We start from the raw sequence: 21321 nt of genomic DNA on the forward strand, positions 1-21321 counted from the left end.
CATTGCTGGTTTTGATATTTTTTCTATCATTTTAATGATGCGAAATACTATGATCGCTATCAAAAAATGAATGTTTCATGGTTGTTGGTGATGAAATATTTATTTGATACTTGCGCTATCCACTACCGCAAGGAACGATCATGACTATTCATATTGCTAACGCGCCCTGTAGCTGGGGCGTTGATGACCCGAAAAATCCTTTCCTGCCGCCGTGGCAGAAAGTCCTGAGTGAAGCGTCGCAGGCCGGTTATAAAAGCATTGAGCTGGGCCCGTGGACCTATCTGCCGGTTGAACCTGCCGAACTGCGTCAGCAGCTGGAAGCGCACGACCTGTCGCTGGTGGCGGGCACCATTTTTGATGATTTGGTGAGCGAAGCCAATTTCCCGGCGATGGTTGAGCTGACGCACAACATCTGTCGCAACTTGTCTTTGGTGCCAACCGCCAGCAAAACCCATGCGGACAACAAACCTGCGCCTTATCTGGTCATTATCGATTTCGGTAATCCAGAACGCGCCAAATATGCCGGTCAATCCGACAAGGCGCCTCGCCTGTCAGATGAGGAGTGGCAGCGCATGATGCAGCACATCACCACGCTGAGCCAGATTGCCTGGAACGAATACGGCGTGCGCGCGGTGATCCATCCGCATGCCGGCGGCTGCATTGAGTTTGCCGACGAGCTGCAACAGCTGGTGGAAGACATCCCGCACGAGGTTGCCGGTTTGTGCCTCGACACTGGACACTTGTACTACTCCGGCATGGATCCGATTCCTTACCTCAGCCGCTACTGGGATCGCATTGATTATCTGCACTTCAAAGACGTTAACGAGGGGGTATGGCGCGACGTGATTGCACGCGGCGTCGATTTCTTCGCTGCTTGTGCAGAAGGCGTGATGTGCCCGATTGGCAAAGGGGCAATTGATTATCCGGCGGTGCGCGCCTTCCTGGCAGAGCGCAATTATCAGGGCTGGATCACCGTCGAGCAGGAGCGCGACCCGCGCGATGCCGACACCAGCCTGCGTGACGTCACCGCCAGCCTGCACTATTTGCAATCGGTCGGATTCTGAGGAGAACAGCATGATTAACGGCATTAAAGCTCTGGATCGCTCCCTGCGCTGGGGCATGGTTGGCGGCGGCGGCACCAGCCAGATTGGGTATATTCACCGTTCGGCGGCCACACGTGACAACAACTTTACGCTGCTGGCGGGCGCGTTCGATATCAACGCCGAGCGTGGCCGCGCCTTTGGCACCTCGCTGGGGATTGACGCCGAACGCTGCTATGCGGATTACGAAACGATGTTTGCGGCAGAAGCGGCGCGTCCGGACGGCATTGAAGCGGTGTCGATCGCCACGCCTAACAACACGCACTTCACCATCTGCCGCGCCGCGCTCAATGCGGGTTTGCATGTGGTGTGCGAAAAGCCACTGTGTTTCACCGCCGCTGAAGCCGATGAGCTGGAACAGCTGTGCGCTGAGAAGAAGAAAATCATCGGCGTGACCTACGGTTATGCCGGCCATCAGCTGATTCATCAGGCGCGCGAGATGATTGCGGAAGGTTTGCTAGGCGAAATCCGCATCATCAACATGCAGTTCGCACACGGCTTCCATAACGAAGCGGTGGAATTGCAGAACGAAAGCACCAAGTGGCGCGTCGATCCGCGCTTCGTCGGGCCGAGCTATGTGCTGGGCGATTTGGCGACGCATCCGCTGTTTATCGCTGAAACCATGGTGCCGCATCTGCAGGTGAAACGCCTGCTGTGCAGCCGCCAGAGCTTTGTCAAAACCCGTGCGCCGCTGGAGGATAACGCCTTCGTGATGATGGAGTACGACAACGGCGCGGTCGGCACCATGTGGGCATCGGCGGTGAACTGCGGTTCGATGCACGGCCAGAAAGTGCGGGTGATCGGCGAAAAAGCCAGCCTGGAGTGGTGGGACGAACAGCCGAATCAGCTGCGCTATGAAGTGCAGGGCGAGCCGGTGCAGATTCTTGAGCGCGGCATGGGTTATCTGCATCAAAGCGCGCTGGCTGACGATCGCATCGGCGGCGGGCATCCGGAAGGATTGTTTGAAGCCTGGTCCAATCTTTATCGCCGTTTTGCGCTGGCAATGGATGCCACCGATCGTGGCGATCGGGCGTTCCTCAAAGACTTCTGGTATCCAGGCGCGCATGCCGGTTTGATGGGCGTGCGTTGGGTGGAGCAGTGCGTGAAATCTGCCGATGCGGGAGCGGTGTGGGTGGATTGTTAAGATAGGTGCGGTAGTTGGCAAGGTCGCCATTTATGGCGACCTGAAATTCAGTGTGAACGCAAATCGCTGAGGAAGCGCTGTGCGCGCGGGTGCTGCGGTTGGGTGAAGAACTGTTCCGGCTGTGATTTTTCCAGAATCTGTCCCTGATCCATAAACCAGATGGTATCCGCCACTTCACGGGCAAAGTTCATCTCGTGGGTGACGCACATCATCGTCATTCCTTCCTGCGCCAGACCGCGCATCACCGACAACACTTCGCCGACCATCTCTGGATCGAGCGCCGAAGTCGGTTCATCGAACAGCATCACCGGCGGCTTCATCGCCAGCGCGCGGGCAATCGCTACGCGCTGCTGCTGGCCGCCAGACAGCTGCGCCGGATAGGCATCGGCTTTGTGCGCTAAACCGACGCGTTCCAGCAATTCACCGGCCTGACGACGCGCTTCGCTGCGCTTCACGCCCAGCACTTTCATCGGTGACATCATGATGTTTTCGGCTACCGACACATGCGGGAACAGGTTGAAGCTCTGAAACACAAAGCCGATGCGCGTGCGAAGTTGATTGAGGCGCGTGCTGCTGCCGTGAATATCGGTGCCATCAAACACGATCTGACCGTCATCGATCGGCTCCAGTCGGTTAACGGTGCGGATCAGCGTCGATTTTCCCGAGCCGGACGGGCCGCACACCACCACCACTTCGCCGGGATTAATCTCGGCGCTCAGGTTGGTCAGCGCCTGATACGCGCCGTACCATTTGTTGACCTGATTAAACATGATCATCGGTCCCATGCGGTTTCCTTATTGCGAAGAGGTTTTAGTCAGCATCACCGCGGGCGCCACGCTGGGCGTTGGCTGCGGCGGTTGACGACGTTTCTGCGCAATGTGCGCTTCGAGTTTATTGGCCAGCCAGGTGAGGCTGAAGCAGATGATGTAGTAACTCAGCGCCACAATGGCGAACACCTGGAACGGTTTGGTCAGCAGCTGATTGCTCACCTGATTGGCGGCAAAGGTCAGCTCCGGCACGTTAATCACGTAGCCGAGCGTACTGTCTTTGATGATCGACACCAGTTGGCTAACCAGGCTCGGCAAGGTGTTAAACAGCGCCTGCGGCAGAATCACCAGACGCAGGGTTTTCAGGTGGCTCATGCCCAGCGCGCGTGAGGCTTCGTATTGGCCGTGCGGCAGCGCCTGAATGCCACCGCGCACAATCTCGGCGATATAGGCACTCTCATAGATCACCAGCGTACACAGCATGGTGGCGAAACCGCTGATGTTGTGGCCAATCAGCAGCGGCACGCAGAAGTAGGTCCAGAACACCACCATCATCAGCGGGATGCCGCGCAGCAGGTAAACCCAGCCGGTGGCGGGCCAGCTCAGCCAGCGCCACGGCGACAGACGCGCCAGGCCCAGCAGCACACCAATCGGAAACGCCAGCAGCACCGCCAGCACCGAGATCAGCAGCGTACAGAGCACGCCGCCAATCGGACCGTTCGGGTATTGCCCCATCAACAGCAGCATGCCGTTGTCATGCAAAATGGTGAAAATCTCAAACATCGCCATTACCTCGCATAGACGCGCTGGAAGCGGCGGGCCAGCAGTGCGCCAAGGCCCATCAGCAGCAGGGAGAAGAACAGATAGCCCACGGTCGCCACGATGTAGGATTCGAAGGTACGGAACGTTTGGTTCTCAATATCACGCGTCACATAGGTCAGATCCGCCACGCCAATCACCATCGCCAGGCTGGTGTTTTTAAACAGCAGCACCGTGTGGTTGATCACCGCGGGCAGCGCGTTGCGAATGCCCTGCGGCAGAATCACGCCGCGCATGGCGCGCACGTAGCTCATGCCGAGTGCGCGCGCGGCTTCGTTCTGGCCGTCGGGAATGGCGCGCAGGCCGCTGCGGATATCTTCGGAGAAGTACGCCGCCTGACACAGGCCCAGCGCGGTGAGGGAGAACAGGAACTCGGCGTTGTAGTTGTTGATCCACATCTGCAGCGCCTCTGGCAGCAGCGTGGGAATGGCGAAGTACCACATCATCAACTGGATCAGCGTCGGCACATTGCGGTGATAAGAGACATAGGCTTTGACCAGCCCGACCGCGATGCGGTTTTCAGTCAGGCGGATCACCACCAAAAGCAGCGCCAGCACCATTGCCAGCAGCCAGGCACCCAACGCCAGTTCAAGGGTGATCACCGTTCCGTCAACGATCATCTGGCCGTACTGGCCGGTTATCACACTGCTGAAATCGAGAGCCATTCTGTTACCTCATGGTCGCAAATTACGCGCTGTGGTCGCCCGGTCGCATAGTGGAAAGACCACCCGGCACCTGCAGCGTTGGGGTGATTTCGATGTTGCCAATATTCACCGCCAGCGGTGCCGCGAGCGCGAAGGCGACGCAGTCGGCGATATCTTTGGCCTGCGGCAGTTCAAAGCCATCAATGAAGCGGCGGCGCGCCTCTTCGTGATCGCCCGACACGTTGCCGAAGATATCGGTGGCGACGCGGCCCGGACAGATTTCGGTGATGCGCACGCGTGCGCCGTAGCAATCGACGCGCAGCTGGCGCGAAAGGGCATGCACACCGGCTTTGGTGGCGTGATACACCGAGTTGCCGTTGAAGTTGTAGATGGCAGCAATCGAGGTGATGTTGAAGACGTGGCCGCGATCGCGTTTCACCATGCCCGGCACCAGCAAGCGGCATAGATGCAGCACCGCGCGCAGATTGACGTCGACCTGGGTTTCAATCACGTTCTCGTCGGCATCAAGGATCGATCCCGGATGCGACAGGCCTGCGTTGTTGACCAGAATGTCGATTTCGAGATCTTTGCACAGCGCGGTCAGCGCGTTGACGTCGCTGACATCCACCGCGTGCGGAATACAACCGGTACGATCGGCCAGCGCCGCCAGCTGCTCTTTACGGCGCGCCACCGCGTGCACGGTGATGCCCTCTTTGCACAAGCGCTCAACGATCGCTTCACCCATCCCCGCGGATGCGCCGGTTACCAGCGCGGTTTTGTAATCTGAAAATGGCATCTGCCTCTCCTCGTTATGGCGTCTTTTGACTGTATGCAGTTATGCCGCAAGGGCATAAGACATAAAAATTTTGAGGCAATAAGCGCCCCTTATAACCCCGTTCGCCCGCCATTTATGGCGACCGAAACGTCAACACGTCCTCGTCATACTCCACCGCAGACAAATGCTCTGCCGCGAACGACTGCACCGTGCCGCCATCCGGGCTGATCACCGGCACATACAGCGGGCCAACCTGCACCAGCGCCACCACTTCACCGCCCGCGATCTGCTGGCCGGGCGCAACAAAATCCTGCTGGCTATGCGGATGGCGGCGCAGCAGCGTGCCGGGCATCGGTGCGCCAATGCGTTGCGTGATGGAGGGGATTTCAGCGGCGGGAACCGTGGCAGGCGCGGGCGTGGCTGGCGTGGCGGCGAAGGTCAACCGCACCGACCAGTGCTTGCCATCGAGCGCCAGACTGTTCAGCCCGGAGGATTGCATCTTGCGTGCCAGCGCGCGCAGCGTCGGTAGCGGTATTGCGGTTTTATCCATGGAATTCCCGTCAAAGCGAAACACGCCCGCCTGAGCGGGCAAAATCGTAATCTAGCGCGTTCGCAATACGGGCAGTAAGAGGGTTTCGCTTTGCGGTAATAAGCGGGACTTATCCCACTAAGGTCAGTGGATGATTCTCAACGTTGCGGCGCGACATCAGCGACAGCAGGATCGATTTCACCGCTTCGGCCGGCTGTGACAGCGGCAGGTGATCCGACATGCAGAACGAAAGCGACACCTGCACATCCGGATCGACGATCTTCGCCATCCACGCATCGCCGCTTTTCAGCATCGCGCGCGCGGCGGATTCCGGCATGATGGTGGTGCCGAGCCCGGCGCTGAGCGCGGCATTCAGCGTGGTTTGTGACTCGATCTCACATTTCACGCGGTACTGCAGATTGTTGTGTACGAAGGCATCGTCGAGCACTTTGCGCATGATGTTGTAAACGCGCGGCAGGAACAGATCGTATTGCGCCACCTGCGCCAGCGGGATCTCTTTCACCGGTTGCGCGAGGCTGAACGGGCAGACGAAGTAGAGATCCTCTTTCATCAGCGGCATAAAGCGCAGGCCGTGAATGGTGCGGTGATCGTAAATTACCGCCATATCCATGCGGCCATTCATAATCAGCTCGCTAAGCGTGGTGCCGAAGTTTTCATTGAAGTAGAGCACGATGCCGGGATGCTGCTGCTGCACTTCCATCATCAGCGGCAACGCGAGGTTTTGTGCGGCGGTGCCCGGCGCTAAGCCCACTGAGACGCTGCCGCTCAGCGATGCGCCAACCAGCTCAATGGCACTTTGTGCCTGTTCGCACTGGCGCAAAATCGCCTGCGCGTGGGAGTAGAGCGTTTTACCGGCTTCGGTCGGCGTCACGCCGCGCTTGGTACGAATGAGCAGTTGCTGATTCACTTCCCCTTCCAGCGTAGCCAGCTGCTGGCTCAGCGCGGGCTGGGCAATATGCAAAATATCGGCGGCCTGGGTCAGGCTGCCTACATCAACAATTTTAACAAAGTACTTCAGGCGACGAAGATTCATGAACGCTTCCTCCAACAGAACGCATAGCGGGTATCAAGCAAACTTGATGCCAAAATAAGCTTTCGCGAATGAACTCAGACAGGAGGGTAGAGCCACAGTGCCTCCTAAGGCCGATGCTGAGTTGGACAGTTGCCGTGACGGCGAGGGTAAAACAGCGACCTTTGCACTGGTATGGTGCGATTCACTCATTAGATTTGGCGATGATGGGAGTGAGTAAACGGGCGTTGCGCGCTGTTAACCGGCACTCAAAGTAACACTCTATTAACATTGCGTCAGGCGCTGGCGCGTGACCTGCCGCGCATTTCCACATCAGGCTCGCCACCTTTATGGCGAAAGTGTGCGGTCGGTTCAGTCATCGCTTTGTGTTATATCACCACAACAAAGCACTATTAACTGCCGCTTCGGGCAAAAACCTATCCTCTGGTAAACGTCGTGTTTGCAGCTTGCTGCAAGCCGTTCATGCTGACACTGAGCCAGGATAAACCCATGCCCGAGATAGCCAATCGATTAAAGAATGTCACCGTTTCTGCCTCTGTTGCTATGACCCAAAAGGCCCGCGATCTCGCCGCGCAGGGTATTGATGTGGTAGCACTTTCCACCGGTGAACCCGATTTCCCTACGCCACCTCACGCGATTGAAGCCGCTTACGCCGCCGCGCGCGCCGGAGATACGCGCTATCCGCCTACCGACGGCACGCCAGCGCTGCGCAAGGCGATCCAGCTGAAGTTCAAACGCGATAATCAGCTCGATTACGACGTCAGCCAGATCCTCACCGCCGGCGGCGCTAAGCAGATCATCTTTAACGCGATCCTCGCGACCATTAATCCGGGCGATGAAGTGGTGATCCCAACGCCGTCGTGGATCAGCTATGCCGATATCGTCAAATTCGCCGGTGGCGTTCCGGTGGCGCTGCCGTGTGCGCAGGAGAACGGCTTCAAGCCGCTGCCTGTTGATTTAGACGCCGCCATCACCGACAAAACCAAATGGTTGCTGCTCAACTATCCGAGTAATCCCACTGGTTCGGTGGCGAGCAAAGCGGAGCTGCACGCGCTGGGCGAGGTGCTGTTGCGCCATCCGCAGGTGTGGATCATGACCGACGATATCTACGAGCACCTGATTTACGACGATGTGCGCTTTTATACGCTGGCGCAGGTTGAGCCGCGTCTCTATGACCGCGTGCTGACGGTGAACGGTGTGTCGAAAGCTTATTCCATGACCGGCTGGCGTTTGGGCTTCTGCGGCGGCCCGGCACCGTTGATCAAAGCAATGAGCAACGTGAATACGCAGAACAGCGGCGGCGTTTGCACCTTAACCCAGGCCGCGGCGGTGGCGGTGCTGGAAGGCCCGCAGGATCTGTTGCAGGAGCGCGCGCACATCTATCGTCAGCGCCGCGATTACGTGCTGGAGCGCTTGACGTCGATTGACGGCCTGCGCTGCCATAAACCGCAGGGCGCGTTTTATCTGTTTGTGAATATCGCGGGCTACATTGGCAAAACCAGCGCCGGTGGCCGGTTGATCACCAATGATGCCGATTTTGTGCTGGCGCTGATTGAAGAGCAGCACGTGGTGACGGTGCAGGGCGCGGCGTATGGCATGAGCCCGTTTATCCGCTTGTCGTATGCCACGAGCATGGAGCGGTTAGAGACGGGATGCGATCGCATTGCGGCGTTTTGTGGTGGTTGTGTTTGATGTCCCGGTCGCCGTAAATGGCGACCCTACAAAACTTATTATTGCGCGATAACCTCTGCGGCCGGGGCGACCTGATGGCCGCAGGCTTCGATTTCGCTGCGCACAATGGTGGCGAGCGCCAGCGAACCTGGCGTGTCGCTGTGAACCAGAATCGAGCGCGCACGCACCGCAATCTCTTCACCTTCAATCGTCGTTACCGTGCCGTGCTGCAAAAACTGGCGCACGCGGGCGCGCAACGCGGCTTCCTCTTTGATCACCGCACCGGCAATGCCGCGCGGCACTAAACGGCCTTGTGCGTCATAGGCGCGATCCGCCAGAAACAGCGTCAGCGTCTTCAGGCCAGCGGCCTGCGCGGCGGCTTCGATGATGGTATCGGGCTGGGCGAAGATGATCAGATCGCTATTGATGCGCGCCACCAATTCCATCACCTGTTGCGCCAGCACGGCATCGCGGTTGACGATGTTGCCCATCGCGGCGTGGAAACTGAAGTGGGAAACGTGGGTGCCTTCCGCGCGGGCAATCGCCGTGAGCGCGCCGAGCTGATAGGCCACCTGTTGGCAAATCTCTTTGGCGCTAAACGGCAGTTCGCGGCGGCCAAAACCCTGACGATCCGGCAAGCCAGGATGCGCACCAATCCCCACGCCATGTGCCTTCGCCAGCCGCACCATGTTGCTCATGATCGCTGGATCGCCGGCGTGGAAACCGCAGGCGATATTAGCCGATGACACCACTTTCATCAGCGCGGCGTCATCACACAGCTGGTAAACGCCAAAGCCTTCACCCATATCGGAATTCACATCTATCTTCATGTCTGGTTCCTTGTGCGGATTAAACGGTAAGCGCTTTACGCAGTGGCTGGCAGCTAAGGCGCAGGCGGCTCAGCCAGCGCGTGACTTCCTGTTCGATGGCGATCGCTTCACGCACATCGCATTGGATCAGCTGGATCGACTGGCCCGGCAGCACTTGCCCAAGCCGCCACAGATCCTGTTCGATCACGCCCGCGATCTTCGGATAGCCGCCAGCGGTGTTGGCATCGCTCAGCTGGATGATCGGTTCGCCGCCCGGCGGCACCTGCACAATGCCGGGGATCAGCCCGTACGATCGCATCTCAACGGTCTCTGACGGGAAGATCGGATCGCCTGAAAGCCGATAGCCGGTACGATTGCTTTGATTCGATACCTGCCACGACTGCTGCCAGAAACGCGCGGCATCGGCGGCAAACAGCGGGTATTCGCCGGAGGGAATGGCACGCAGCTGAATGTCTCCGGCGCTGTTGCGGGGAAAACAGGCGTGTAATGCGCTGTCTGGCGGTTCGATGCCGATGCCGCTGTGGGGAAGTGCCGGGCTGCAACTGTCGCCGAGCGCCAGCCGATCGCCACGCTGTAGCGGACGTCCTTCAACGCCGCCGAAGCCGCCGCGCAGCGCGGTACTGCGCGAGCCGAGCACCAGCGGCACATCGATGCCGCCCGCAATGCACACATAGCCACGGGCGCCGCTGCGTGGATAACGCAGTTCCAGCACTTGACCGGCCCGCACGCTGCAGCCCCACCACGGCGGCAGCGGCGTGCCATCCAGCGTGGCGCGGCAATCGGCACCGGTCACCGCGATGCTGCTTTTTTGCAAAAAACGCAGGCGAAACGGAAACAGCTGCACTTCAATCGCCGCTGCATTTTCGTCGTTGCCGAGCAGAAGATTACCAGCACGCAGCGCCAGCGGATCCATCGCGCCGCTCACCGACACCCCCATGTGGCGATAATTGAAGCGACCTAAATCCTGCACCGTGTTCAGCGCACCGCTCTGTTCGATCTCAATCACAGCTCAATCCTCTGCGGCAGAAAACGGATGCGATCGCCCGGTGCCATCAGCGCGGGCGATGCGGCCAGCGGGTCAAACACCACCAGCTCGGCAAAACCAATCGCGTTCCAGCCGTTCGGGCCGGTCAGCGCTGAGACGCCCGCCTGCGCGCCGCCGATGGTGACGGTGCCTTTCAGCATGCTGAGCGACGGCACTTTCTTGCGCGGCGTTGCGAGTAGCGGATCCAACCCATGCAGATAACCGAAGCCTGGCGCGCTGCCCAGCGCAAATACGGTGTATTCACTTTGATGATGCAGGCGCACCACGTCGCGCGGGCTTAAGCCGGTATGGCGACAGACCGCCTCGAGATCGGTGGCGTGTTCACCGCCGTAATGCACCGGGATTTCAATCAGTTTGCCCTGCGGACTGATCGCCTGCGCCTGATCCCAGGCAGCATGCAGCTGCATGCGCACGGCGTTTTCATCGGCTGGGATATGGCGGAACAGCACCAGCAGATTGGTGACGCCGGGGATCAGCGCTTCAATGGCTTCGTCGGCATGCAGCAGGCGCGCCAGCGACCAGATGCGCCGCTGCGCCGGGAGATCGAAACCGCCCGGCGCTTCCACCAACCACGCGCGTGCGCCGATGGTGGAGAGCTTAATATCAGAGGAGCAAGCCAGCGCGGGGGCGCTGGCGGGCGGGAGTGCAGAGTGCGACTTCACGGGCATGGTTATTCCAGCGGTTCAAATTTCAGACTGGAGAGCGGCTGTACGCGCTCTTCGCGCACCATTTTGTATTCGGTGTTGGGCCCAATCCATTTATCCCAGATTTTGTCGATGGTGCCGTCATCGTCCATCGCCTTCAGGCTGCTGTTGACGCTGGCCAGCAGTGCCGGTTCATCACGCTTCATGCCAACACCAATCGGCTCCAGCGCCATCGGCTCTTTGATCATCGCCAGATTGATGCCGTCTTTTTTCGCCTGCGAAATGGTTTTGATGCCGGTCATGGTGTTGGTGACGAAGCCGACCGATTTGTTCTGCTCCAGCGCAAGGAACGCGGAGGCTGAATCCTGGAAGGTCACCGCTTTGCCGCCTTTAATGTGGATCGACTGTTCAGAGGTGGTGCCTTTGGTAGCGCTGATGCGTTTGCCCTGGAAATAGCTCAGCGGCTTATCGGCCAACGGTGCTTTCACCAGCAGCATCTCTTTGGCGACGTAATAGGGATCGCTGAACTGAATCTGGTTGCCGCGAGTTTTGGTATAGGCAAGGTTAGCGATCAGCACGTCGGCGCGGCCAGTGGCAATCACCGCAATACGCGCTTCCACCGAGGTGGGCACCAGTGTCAGTTTGACGTTCATCTGCTTCGCCAGCGCGTTGCACAGATCGATATCCATGCCCGCCAGCTGACGCGTTTTCGGATCCGGGGAAGAGAAGGGCGGCACGTCCGAATAGACCGCACACTTCAGCTCGCCGCTGGATTTGATGTTCGCCATCATGTCTGCATGAGCAGCCGAAATAGCCAGCAGCGGCAGCAGTGCCAGCCCGATGGTGGTACGTCTTTTCATGGTCATGTGAACTTCCTCAATGATGAATACCACGGCGTCACCGGGACGGAGCGCCTGATTTCTCGCTTTTCTGGACTATATCGGCTTTGTTTTCAGACGAAAAAGAGGGAAACCCTGTCGTGCAATAGCAAAAAAATATGGCTACGCGGCGCATAAGTTCTTTCTATTCGGGCAGAGCAAAAAAGTGTTATCCAGCGCACACTTTTCTCGCCAGGCTGGTCGCATATCCTCTCGGCAGTCCCGCCGATTGCATGTGGTAGAGAGAAGTGAAAAAGCATGAATGCCCGATTAGGCGTGTTATTGAAGATAGTGGCCGCGCTGTGCGCCACCTTGATGCTGGCGTGTGTGAAGGGATTGAACGGCGCCATTCCCACTGGCGAAGTGATATTTTTCCGCAGTTTTATCGCGCTGTTTCCGCTGCTGATTTGGCTGAAAATGCAGGGCAACGTGCTGGAAAATCTCAAGACGCGTAACCTGTTTGGTCACTTCATTCGTGGCTTCTCCGGTACCGGCGGCATGTATTTTAACTATCTGGCGCTGGTGTATATCTCACTCGCTGATGCGACGGCGTTAAGCTATGCCGCGCCGCTGTTTACCGTGATTCTGGCGGCAATGCTGTTGAAAGAGCGGGTGCGGGTTTCGCGCTGGATCGCGGTGGTGGTGGGATTATCCGGCATTCTGATCATGCTCTCTTCCAGCCTGAGCGCCAGCGGCGCGCTGTTTTCTCAGGGTGCCAGCAACGCGACGGCGAGCCTTGGCGTGGCATTTGCGCTGATTGCGGCGCTGTGTTCCGCGACCTCTAACGTACAAATTCGCTTCCTCAACGGCATCGAAAAGCCGGGCGCGATTGTGTTCTATTTCTCTGTAATGACGACCCTTATTGGCCTGGCGACGGCGCTGTTTGGCTGGAGCAAACCGAGCGCGTTACAGCTGTTGTTGCTGGTGGGCTGTGGCCTGTTTGGCGGTCTGGCACAGATTCTGGTGACGCTTAGCCTGCGTTACGCCGATGCCTCACTGCTGGCACCGTTCGATTACACCACGCTGGTGTGGTCGATGCTGATTGGCTATCTGTTCCTGAACAGCCTGCCGGGCAGCACCACCTTGCTGGGCGCATCGATTGTGGCGCTGGCCGGGATATTTGCGGTGTGGCGTGAAAATCGGCAGCGTAAGTTGGCGATGGTGAGTAGCACGCCGTAGGGGCGTCATTTATGGCGACCTGGTGCGCATGAATGCGCACCTTACGACGGCGAAAGATTAGCGGAACACATCATCAATGATTTCAACCTGCTTGGTGCGCAGCGTCTCATCCAGCCAGCCGCGTTCCAGCGCGCCGGTTTTCGCCAGTTCGAAGTTGTGTTCATCAACAATGAGATACGCCTGCGCCGCTTCGAGAATGCGCGCGGCATCCTGACGTGGAATCACAATCACACCATCCGCATCACCCAGCACGATATCACCCGGCGAAACGTGAATTTTGCCGCAGGCAATCGGCACGTTGATCTCGCCGGGACCGTCTTTGAACGGGCCACCCGGCGTGTGACCGGCGGCGTAGATGGGGAAGTCCATGCGTGACAGCCCTTCGATGTCGCGGACCGGTCCGTCCAGCACAATGCCTTCCATACCACGCTGTCTGGCATAGGTCGCCATCACTTCACCCATCAGCGACTGGCTGCGATCGCCTTCGTTCGACAGAATAATCACATCGTTTCGACCTGCCATATCCAGCGCTTTATGCAGCATTAGATTGTCGCCGGAACGCGCTTTAACTGTCACTGCCAGGCCACACATGATCGGTTGGCGCGGCGCGGTTTTCAGGCTGATCTCTGCCGACAAAGCGGGCAAGCGGCTCATGCAATCCGCTACCACCGCCGCCGGTAAACGGCGAAATGCTTCCAGCAGCGGTTCGGCATCGGCGGGACGGCGTAAATAGATTCGGTTTCCTGCGCTCATGGTTATTTTCCTGTAGGGGGTAATTTAATTAATCGAATCGTGTTTCTGAATAAATAATTAAATATGAAAGTAAGTGATTTTATTTTTCGTTTTGAACAGTCATTACTTCAATGATTAGGGCGTTAGGCTAACAAGCTGAATCAGCAGGTTATTACTGGGATGAGATTAAGCTTACGCGATTGCGCAGGTGTTACGTATGGGATGTTACGGCTAACCGAGACAGGATCACGAATTAATATGTAAAATAGATTTAACTCACTGATAATTAATTTTATTGGATTTTATTATGGGGGAATAGATTAAAAGTATTAGCTAGGGATAAATAAATTGGTATCGATCAATGCTGAATAATCAACGTGTAGGGAAGGAAAGGAGGCAGTGGTTGAGATTAGCAAACGCAGAAAAGCAAAAACCCAGCCATAAGCTGGGTTTTCAGAATGTTGGTGCCCGGACGCGGAATCGAACCACGGACACGGGGATTTTCAATCCCCTTGCTGAGAGTTTAAGGTGGATTCTGGGCGGGAAAATGAGTCGTTAAACGGGTTTTTACATAGTTGACGAGATGCATGTTCGAACTTACTTCGGATGTGCAAAATGAAAATACTTCCCGTAATTTCCACCAAAGGTGGAGAAGGCAAATCTACGCAAGCCGCAAACCTCTGTGGCTTCCTCGCTGATGCAGGACTGAAGACGCTTTTAATCGATGGTGACTTCGGCCAGCCTACTGCCAGCAGCATCTATCAACTCACCTATGAAGCGCCGTGCGGCATCTACGAACTTCTGATGCAGTCGGTCGATCTCAGTGAATCCAACAACATAATCTCCAACAGCTTCATCCCCAATCTCGATGTCATCATCTCCAACGACCCGCAAGCCCACTTGCTGACTGCCATGCTGCACGCGCCGGATGGTCGGCTGCGGATGCGCAACGTGCTGCAGCATCCGCTGTTCAATGAGTACGACGTCATCATCATTGATTCACAGGGCGCGCGTTCGGTGATGTTGGAGCTTATTGCGCTCGCTGCCACCGACACCACCATTGGCATAGTGAAGCCAGTGCTGCCCGATATCCGTGAATTTCTGCGCGGTGCCATAGCGATGTTCGAGCAGCTGCGATCGCTCTCCTCATACGGCATCGCGCTTCCGGCGATTCGCATTCTGGTGAATTGCATGGATTACACCTCGCTGGCCAAAACCACACTCGGGCAACTGGAGACGATTGTCAGCGAAGGGAAATATAGTCCCTACGCCGATGAGATCTCCGTGTCGTTGCTGAACACCCAAATCTACGATCTCGACATCTATAAAGCAGGCCACTTTGCTGGCGAGCCTGCGCACCGGCTTGAAACGCAGACCCGCCGCAAAAGCGATTCGGCGTTGCAAACTATGCACAACCTGGCATGTGAATTGTTCCCTGAATGGCGCAATCAGTTTGGTGCGCTTCTTTCACGCTCGGTGAAGGAGGTGAATCATGTCTAAGTCCAGCAATTATCCAATCGAAATGCCGCATTCCATCGATGCTGAGCAGGCAGTGCTGGGCGCGCTGATGCTTGATAACGATCGCTGGGATGATGTCGTCACGCTTATTCAACGCGAAGACTTCTTCTCCGGCCCACATCGCTCGATTTTCAAAGGGATCGACGAGCTGGCCAAAGGCAACAGCCCGTTCGACTTGATCACGCTCAGCGAACTGCTGGAACGACACAACCTTATCGATCAGTGTGGTGGATTTGCTTACCTCGCCGAGCTGAGCAAAAACACCCCGAGCGCCGCCAACATCCTCGCCTACGCCAGGATAATTGCCGAAAAAAGCCAGCTGCGTCAGTTGTATGTGCTTGGCAACCAACTTACGCGCGATGTGCAGCTTCCCAACGCCACCGCCAACAACATTACCGAGGTCGCCGAAAGCCAGCTGTTCCAGCTTGCCGAGAAAGGCCATGCGCGCCAACACCAGGAAATCACTGTTCTCGATGGCATGTCGCAATTGCTTACCCGGCTAGAGGAGACCACCGGCGGCAATGGCATCACCGGCACACCGTCGGGTTTTAGAGAGCTCGACCAGATGACCTGTGGCTTGCAGGCGGGCGATTTAATTCTGCTGGCCGCGCGTCCTTCAATGGGCAAGACGGCGCTGGCTTTAGCGATGTGCGAAGCGGCACTGGATGCGCTGGAGAGTAATTTAGTCTTCTGCTTCAGCCTGGAAATGCCCGCTGAGCAGCTGATGATGCGGCTGGTTGCGATGCTGGGCCAGGTTGAATTGAATTTGCTGCGCAGCGGCCAGCTCGATGATGAATGCTGGGCCAGAATAAGTATGGCAATGGAGCGCGTCACCGCCTGGAAAGATCGGTTGATTATCGATGAAAACAGCGATCAGACTCCGGCACTGTTACGTGCCCGCGCGCGACGTTATATACGCAAATACGGACAACCGAGTCTGATTCTGGTTGATTACCTGCAGCTGATGCGCGCGCCTGAGCAGGAGAACCGCACGCAGGAGATTTCAGAGATCTCGCGCTGCCTGAAAGCGCTGGCCAAAGAACTGAAATGTCCGCTGGTCGCGTTATCCCAGCTCAATCGCCAGGTTGAATCGCGCCCCAATAAGCGGCCAAACAACGGCGATCTGCGTGACTCTGGCGCGCTGGAACAAGACGCCGATCTGATTCTCTTCATCTATCGCGATGAAGTTTACAACGAGAACTCCACTGAAAAAGGCATTGCCGAAATCATCATCGGCAAGCAACGTCAGGGCCCCATCGGCACGGTTAAAACCGCTTACGATGGCCGCTACACACGCTTTTCTAATACTGAAAACAACTCCTATCACTTTGGTTATGGGAGGGCTCAGGCATGACAGCGATGGCAAAACAGCGCACAACCGATCTGACCGATGCGCTTTTAAAGCGCGGTCGTCAGGCTGAGGCAACATTAACCGTGGCAACACCCGATGCGCCTGGCAGCGAAATGCCAATGGTGCTGACGTTAGATCAGTTACGCCCCAACCCAGATAACCCACGGACCAGCCGCAATCCCCGGTTCGACGATATTAAGGCATCGATTCGCGCGCGTGGCCTCGATACCGTACCGAAAGTCACGCTCGATCCCGACAATCCCGGCTCTTACATCTTCAGTGACGGCGGCAACACGCGTTACCAGGCGCTGAGTGAGCTCTGGGCAGAGACGCATAGTGAACATTTCTACCGCGTGCATTGCCTGTTCAAACCGTGGCCGGGGCGCATCAAATGCGTGATTGGTCATCTGGCAGAAAACGAGCTGCGGGGTGAACTGAGCTTTATCGAGAAAGCGATCGGCATCCGCAATGCCCGCCAAATCATTGAAGATGAATCGGGCAAAGCGGTTTCCCTGCGTGAGCTGGCAACGGCGCTGACAGATCAAGGCTATCCAGTTAGTTACTCCAGCCTGAGCCGCATGGACAGCTGCGTCCGTCATCTCTATCCGCATTTACCGGCGCTGCTGGAGTCCGGTCTTGGCCGCCCGCAAATCAATGCGTTGTTGGTACTGCGCAGCGATGCCGAGAAGTTGTGGAATCACTATGCGGCTGAAGCAAAACCGGATGTGACGTTTGAGAACGTGATGACTAAGGTATGCCCGCATTTCAATTCGCCGGAGAGCTGGTCGCTGGAGATGTTCCGCGACGAGTTTATTGGCGAGCTAGTCAGCGCGTTGCCGCATCCATCGCTCAACTACGACCGCTGGCTAATTGAACTTGATCCCAGTGAACAAAACCGTCGCCAGCTGTTTGGCGAACCCGAACCGGTTGCACCGCAGCTACAGCAGCAAAACCAACAGTCTGAACCGGAAACAGCACCGCGCGCGCCTGCGCCGGTTCGCAAGCCAACTCCACCACCTATCACGCCAGGTGTTGCCAGTGGCAACACTCAATCAGCTGCACCAGATTTCTGGTCCATCCCCACTCTGCAGGACGATGCCGATCACCTGCGCAATATCGCTTTTCGCCTTGCCTTTGAACTGGCCGATTCGGACAGCGATGGCGAAGCCGTCATACCGGATAACAGCGCGGCTTCTGCTGGCTATCGCATTGACGAAGAGCTCAGCGCCTCGCCGATTTCATGCCTGCTTTCCTCGCTGGCTGGCGGCGCATGCGATGAAGACTCACCTGATCTGATGCGCGAGCTGCTGATCGGCAGCAGCGATGCCGAACCGCGCTTTAATGATGACCTTACCCAAACTTTCATGAAGTTAATCCGCACGTTGCGGCGGCTACGCGAGCTGCAGCGCCAGAGCTGAGCGGCATGTTTAGTCGATTGAGATTACTGAAAACCGGAGATCACGATGATGAGTAACAGCTTGTCTCAGGCCACCAACGGCCTGCTTACCCAGTTAGTGATGGAACTCAAGTCAGGCTACATCCGCCGCTGCGAAGCGTTGGGTTTGATGCCAGAGGAAATGCAGATGCTTCATGGCCTCACCATTGAAGATTTGCACTACCTGATGAACAGCCCGGTATCGGTGCTGACCTTCCGCATCCACCACGAAAACCTGTCGCTGATGCTACAGCAGGCACGGCGTGAGCAAAGACGCCTGCAGCGCATCGATCGCGCGCTGGCGCTCAACGGCTCTATCGAGTTGATGCAGCACTACTTCGGCCTTTCTACAGTTGAAGTCGCCGCACGCCGCCGCATGGCCGGTATCGAAGTGCGCAAGGGGCGCGGCGTGGTGCTCAACGACGAGGACAACGCCGAGATCTGGCGCAAGTGGCAGAAAGCCAGCATTGACGATCCCGACAGCGCTGATGGCCTCGACGTGATGATGCTGTGCGCCGAGCAGATGGACTTGTCGCTCACCGCTATCTGGCACGCCGTTCATGGCTGGCACAGCAACAAAAAGCCTGAGCCCGCAGCCATGCGGAAGATGGCATGAGTCAACGCAACCAGACGCTGACGGAAGGACTTGTCGCGCCGGTCAACGTGCCAGAGCCCTGCCGCCGTAAAGCGGTGAGGCAACTGACGCTGTTCCGGTGCGGCAAGAACAACTTCACGCGCATCAAAGCGAATGGAGCGGACTATCTCAAAATCGACATTGGTCTGTTCTGGCGGCTGTTGAGCAAAAACAGTGGCAAAGACTGGGAGCTGATGACGCATGAGAGATACAGCAAGGCGATCTGGAAATAGCGAGTGTTGTCACTCTGTATCCCTGGCGGCGTGCAGCAATAACAGCATTCACCCGATGGCACGTAGCGATCGGCGGCAAAAGGAAATGACATGAATCTCCCCTCTGACAGCTTAATCGCTTTCACGATGGAAAAAATGCAGGCGCGCCTGGCGGAAAAGTCCAGTGACGATGGCGTCTCGCAGCTGCGCAGCGGTTTGCTCTATCTCGGCAATGTGCAGGATGCTTATCCGCGCCAGCTGCTGCTTGATACGCGGCTCTCACCGCTCGATAAAATGGCGTGGATGATGATCAGGCTGTACGCGCAGCAAAATCACGGCGCAGTATTCCCCAGCTATGACGAGCTGCAGCTGCAGCTCGCTTCCCCACATAAAGGCAAGGCGTCGCGCGAAACAGTCAGCCGCGTGCTGATGATGTTGCGGCTCACCGGCTGGCTCAGCCTGTGCAAGCGCGTTCGTGACGATCAAGGTCGCGTGCGCGGCAATATCTATGCGCAACACGATGAACCGCTCACCTGCTGTGATGCTGAAATCATGGACCCGGCGTGGCTCGATACCGTCGCTGAAGCGTGCCGCAGCGGCAATAAAACCATCAAGCAAACCGCGCTGCAGGTTCTGGATGAAATCAAAAATGACCCACAGATGCGCCACTGCAAAAGCCATATTAGCCAGATCGAAAGTCGTCTGGCCAAGCCACAAACGCCGCAGGAAATGGCCGCAGCCAAGAAGCCTATTTCCCCGGATTCGGTTTCCGAACCGGGTATAAAAACACCGAGTTCGGAAGCCGGACCCAGTATACCGGCGCATGCAAATTCACTGAGTTCGGTTTCCGAACCCTCGCTGATATCAAGGCTTCGGCCCGGAGTTCGGAATCCGAACGGTAACGTACGTTGTTTTACACAAGGTGTGAAAAAAAACACGTATACACCGGCTGCGCCAACATCGGAACTCATCCCCGAACGCTACCGGCAGCGTTTCAGCCAGGAAGATCTCGCCATGCTTGAGCAACGGCTGGCCGCGTTGCCCGCTGAGCAGTCCCAGCAGCTGCTTCACCAACTTGGCCAGAATCTCGATGCCGGTTCAATTCAGAACCCGACTGGCTGGATGCTGGCGATTATCAAAAAAGCGAGAACCGGCCAGTTCACTCACGTTGCAGACCCTTCGCCTGTCGCCGTACCGACTAAACCGGCACAACCGGAACCGACGGCTAGGGCAACCAGCTCTGTCGCTGACATCGCTGAGATCGTGCAATCGATACGGCAACGCCTGAACAGCTAGTGAGCCAGATAACTGGCAGTTGTGTGAATGGTTTTACGATAGATGTTGCCTTAACGCTCCTGAAAACTGGCGCAGCATCATCAACTATATGGAGTGGGAAATGGCTGAAGAAAAGAACGAAACCGATACGGCCAAAGCAGGCGCGTTACGCTCCTCTTTGACCATTGAACTGCACTCGCATTATGCGATTCGATTGTGGGAAGGCCGCCGACGCCAACCTGATGACCTGCGCGAACGTGGCAGACCACAAATCCTCAGCATGCCGCGCGTGATTCAGCGCGCTGGTTTGATGAGCCGTGACGCCGAAGGTGATAATCCTTATGCAGATATGGCGCTGTTAAAGCTGGAGAACGCGCTGGATCTGGCGACCACTGAGATCCAGAAGTTGGTCGATGAGCTGGAAGCGACGCTTAAAGCCATCCCTGCGCGGATCTCACTGACGGATGTATCGTCGGTGTCGCCGCTCAATATTGGCGTCTTCAGCCGCACGCCGCTGGGTTATCGCTGCGTCTGGCTGTTGGTTGGTTACGATCAACTGGCAATGAAGGTGTTCCAGGCATCCCATTACGGGCTGATCAGCGGAAAAGAGCGCGATGAAATGCTCAGCAATGGCGGCCATCTGGTGCGCAAGGTGTATGGCGTCGCACAGCACTATCGTTCGTTCGCTGTGACGCGCGCCGATCTGGAACAGAAGACAGTGATTGCCAGCGAAGCCGTCAAGCTGTTGGGTGACGTTGATCTGGATGTTATGGCGGGAAAAATGCTCTCTACCTTCTCACCGAACCTGAAAAAGCTGGCGGAAAATAGTGAAGCTTCTGAATAACTTTCCGGCGCTTCAGCAAAGCCTTTTATGTCCTCAGCGATGCTGATAAGGTTAACAGGCTTCGATGTAGCACCCCGTGACTGCGGGATGGTTGGATGTCTTTTACGGGGACAGAAATCATCAGTCCGGCAGGCAAATCACCGCACATCCGATTTGGTCTGTAAGGCGCACGCCCTCCGTGAAAACCGCGCCGGAGCTTCAACTCCCGGAGTAACGAATACACCATCGGTCTGCGTGCAGGCCC

General features: G+C 57.0%; 22 protein-coding genes. 11 read left to right on the forward strand and 11 right to left on the reverse strand.

Annotation, left to right across the window (positions count from 1 at the left end; genetic code table 11):
* The first annotated feature begins 140 nt into the window (after positions 1-140).
* Both AC6I8A_RS02160 and AC6I8A_RS02165 read left to right on the forward strand, forming a co-directional pair.
* Positions 141-1064: a TIM barrel protein gene (locus AC6I8A_RS02160; protein ID WP_497817940.1), complete on the forward strand. Its 924-nt coding sequence runs from the start codon at positions 141-143 to the stop codon at positions 1062-1064.
* 10 nt (positions 1065-1074) lie between these two features.
* Complete coding sequence (locus AC6I8A_RS02165) at positions 1075-2244, forward strand: Gfo/Idh/MocA family protein (RefSeq protein WP_293791994.1); 1170 nt, start codon at positions 1075-1077, stop codon at positions 2242-2244.
* A gap of 47 nt (positions 2245-2291) precedes the next feature.
* Here AC6I8A_RS02165 and AC6I8A_RS02170 read toward each other — a convergent pair whose 3' ends face one another.
* The 6 genes from AC6I8A_RS02170 to nac form a co-directional block, all read right to left on the reverse strand.
* Positions 2292-3029, reverse strand: a complete 738-nt coding sequence (locus AC6I8A_RS02170; RefSeq protein WP_008106948.1) for an amino acid ABC transporter ATP-binding protein — start codon at positions 3027-3029, stop codon at positions 2292-2294.
* Between the two features lie 9 nt (positions 3030-3038).
* The gene (locus AC6I8A_RS02175) at positions 3039-3794 is read right to left on the reverse strand and encodes an amino acid ABC transporter permease (RefSeq protein WP_154193197.1); all 756 of its coding nucleotides are present in this window, start codon (positions 3792-3794) and stop codon (positions 3039-3041) included.
* A 5-nt stretch (positions 3795-3799) separates the two neighbouring features.
* Complete coding sequence (locus tag AC6I8A_RS02180) at positions 3800-4495, reverse strand: amino acid ABC transporter permease (protein WP_154182578.1); 696 nt, start codon at positions 4493-4495, stop codon at positions 3800-3802.
* 22 nt (positions 4496-4517) lie between these two features.
* Positions 4518-5270, reverse strand: a complete 753-nt coding sequence (locus AC6I8A_RS02185; protein WP_008106954.1) for an SDR family oxidoreductase — start codon at positions 5268-5270, stop codon at positions 4518-4520.
* A 112-nt stretch (positions 5271-5382) separates the two neighbouring features.
* Positions 5383-5799 (reverse strand): biotin/lipoyl-containing protein, encoded by a 417-nt coding sequence (locus AC6I8A_RS02190; RefSeq protein ID WP_497817941.1) that lies wholly within the window; start codon positions 5797-5799, stop codon positions 5383-5385.
* A gap of 109 nt (positions 5800-5908) precedes the next feature.
* A complete protein-coding gene (gene nac / locus AC6I8A_RS02195) occupies positions 5909-6832 on the reverse strand; it encodes a nitrogen assimilation transcriptional regulator NAC (protein WP_049851333.1) in 924 nt (307 codons plus the stop codon).
* Positions 6833-7318: 486 nt separating this feature from the next.
* Here nac and AC6I8A_RS02200 point away from each other — a divergent pair, with 486 nt between their 5' ends.
* Positions 7319-8521, forward strand: a complete 1203-nt coding sequence (locus tag AC6I8A_RS02200; protein ID WP_256698227.1) for a pyridoxal phosphate-dependent aminotransferase — start codon at positions 7319-7321, stop codon at positions 8519-8521.
* 38 nt (positions 8522-8559) lie between these two features.
* Here the strand turns inward: AC6I8A_RS02200 and AC6I8A_RS02205 are convergent, their stop codons facing one another.
* From AC6I8A_RS02205 to AC6I8A_RS02220, 4 genes are read right to left on the reverse strand one after another with little or no spacing between them, the layout of a single operon-like run.
* Positions 8560-9330: a 5-oxoprolinase subunit PxpA gene (locus AC6I8A_RS02205; protein ID WP_497817942.1), complete on the reverse strand. Its 771-nt coding sequence runs from the start codon at positions 9328-9330 to the stop codon at positions 8560-8562.
* 19 nt (positions 9331-9349) lie between these two features.
* Positions 9350-10336, reverse strand: coding sequence for a 5-oxoprolinase subunit C family protein (locus AC6I8A_RS02210; protein WP_256698230.1), 987 nt, complete (start codon positions 10334-10336; stop codon positions 9350-9352).
* Positions 10333-11043 (reverse strand): 5-oxoprolinase subunit PxpB, encoded by a 711-nt coding sequence (pxpB, locus tag AC6I8A_RS02215; RefSeq protein WP_497817943.1) that lies wholly within the window; start codon positions 11041-11043, stop codon positions 10333-10335. The genes AC6I8A_RS02210 and pxpB overlap by 4 nt, the downstream gene beginning before the upstream one ends.
* A 2-nt stretch (positions 11044-11045) precedes the next feature.
* Complete coding sequence (locus AC6I8A_RS02220) at positions 11046-11885, reverse strand: transporter substrate-binding domain-containing protein (RefSeq protein ID WP_497817944.1); 840 nt, start codon at positions 11883-11885, stop codon at positions 11046-11048.
* A gap of 270 nt (positions 11886-12155) precedes the next feature.
* Between AC6I8A_RS02220 and AC6I8A_RS02225 the strand changes: the two genes are divergently transcribed.
* A complete protein-coding gene (locus AC6I8A_RS02225) occupies positions 12156-13076 on the forward strand; it encodes a DMT family transporter (protein ID WP_256698233.1) in 921 nt (306 codons plus the stop codon).
* 57 nt (positions 13077-13133) lie between these two features.
* Here the strand turns inward: AC6I8A_RS02225 and AC6I8A_RS02230 are convergent, their stop codons facing one another.
* Positions 13134-13829 carry an RraA family protein gene (locus tag AC6I8A_RS02230; RefSeq protein ID WP_256698235.1) on the reverse strand — a complete coding sequence of 232 codons (696 nt, stop codon included), beginning with the start codon at positions 13827-13829 and terminating at the stop codon, positions 13134-13136.
* Positions 13830-14423: 594 nt separating this feature from the next.
* Between AC6I8A_RS02230 and AC6I8A_RS02235 the strand changes: the two genes are divergently transcribed.
* The 7 genes from AC6I8A_RS02235 to AC6I8A_RS02265 all read left to right on the forward strand — a co-directional run bounded on the left by AC6I8A_RS02235 (position 14424) and on the right by AC6I8A_RS02265 (position 21077).
* A complete protein-coding gene (locus AC6I8A_RS02235; RefSeq protein ID WP_497817945.1) occupies positions 14424-15308 on the forward strand; it encodes a ParA family protein in 885 nt (294 codons plus the stop codon).
* Positions 15301-16680: an SPI-7-type island replicative DNA helicase gene (gene dnaB-PI / locus AC6I8A_RS02240; RefSeq protein WP_497817946.1), complete on the forward strand. Its 1380-nt coding sequence runs from the start codon at positions 15301-15303 to the stop codon at positions 16678-16680. The genes AC6I8A_RS02235 and dnaB-PI overlap by 8 nt, the downstream gene beginning before the upstream one ends.
* Complete coding sequence (locus AC6I8A_RS02245; RefSeq protein WP_497817947.1) at positions 16677-18095, forward strand: ParB family protein; 1419 nt, start codon at positions 16677-16679, stop codon at positions 18093-18095. The genes dnaB-PI and AC6I8A_RS02245 overlap by 4 nt, the downstream gene beginning before the upstream one ends.
* A 48-nt stretch (positions 18096-18143) precedes the next feature.
* The gene (locus AC6I8A_RS02250) at positions 18144-18728 is read left to right on the forward strand and encodes a DUF2857 domain-containing protein (RefSeq protein ID WP_091003683.1); all 585 of its coding nucleotides are present in this window, start codon (positions 18144-18146) and stop codon (positions 18726-18728) included.
* Positions 18725-18979 (forward strand): ParE family toxin-like protein, encoded by a 255-nt coding sequence (locus AC6I8A_RS02255; RefSeq protein WP_064737819.1) that lies wholly within the window; start codon positions 18725-18727, stop codon positions 18977-18979. The genes AC6I8A_RS02250 and AC6I8A_RS02255 overlap by 4 nt, the downstream gene beginning before the upstream one ends.
* A 90-nt stretch (positions 18980-19069) precedes the next feature.
* A complete protein-coding gene (locus AC6I8A_RS02260) occupies positions 19070-20254 on the forward strand; it encodes an STY4528 family pathogenicity island replication protein (protein ID WP_497817948.1) in 1185 nt (394 codons plus the stop codon).
* Positions 20255-20354: 100 nt separating this feature from the next.
* On the forward strand, positions 20355-21077 hold the full coding sequence (locus tag AC6I8A_RS02265) for a PFL_4669 family integrating conjugative element protein (protein ID WP_497817949.1): 723 nt from the start codon (positions 20355-20357) through the stop codon (positions 21075-21077).
* Positions 21078-21321: the final 244 nt, after the last annotated feature.

It is taken from the genome of Pantoea sp. X-Soil-ISGK-275 (genome assembly GCF_059730795.1).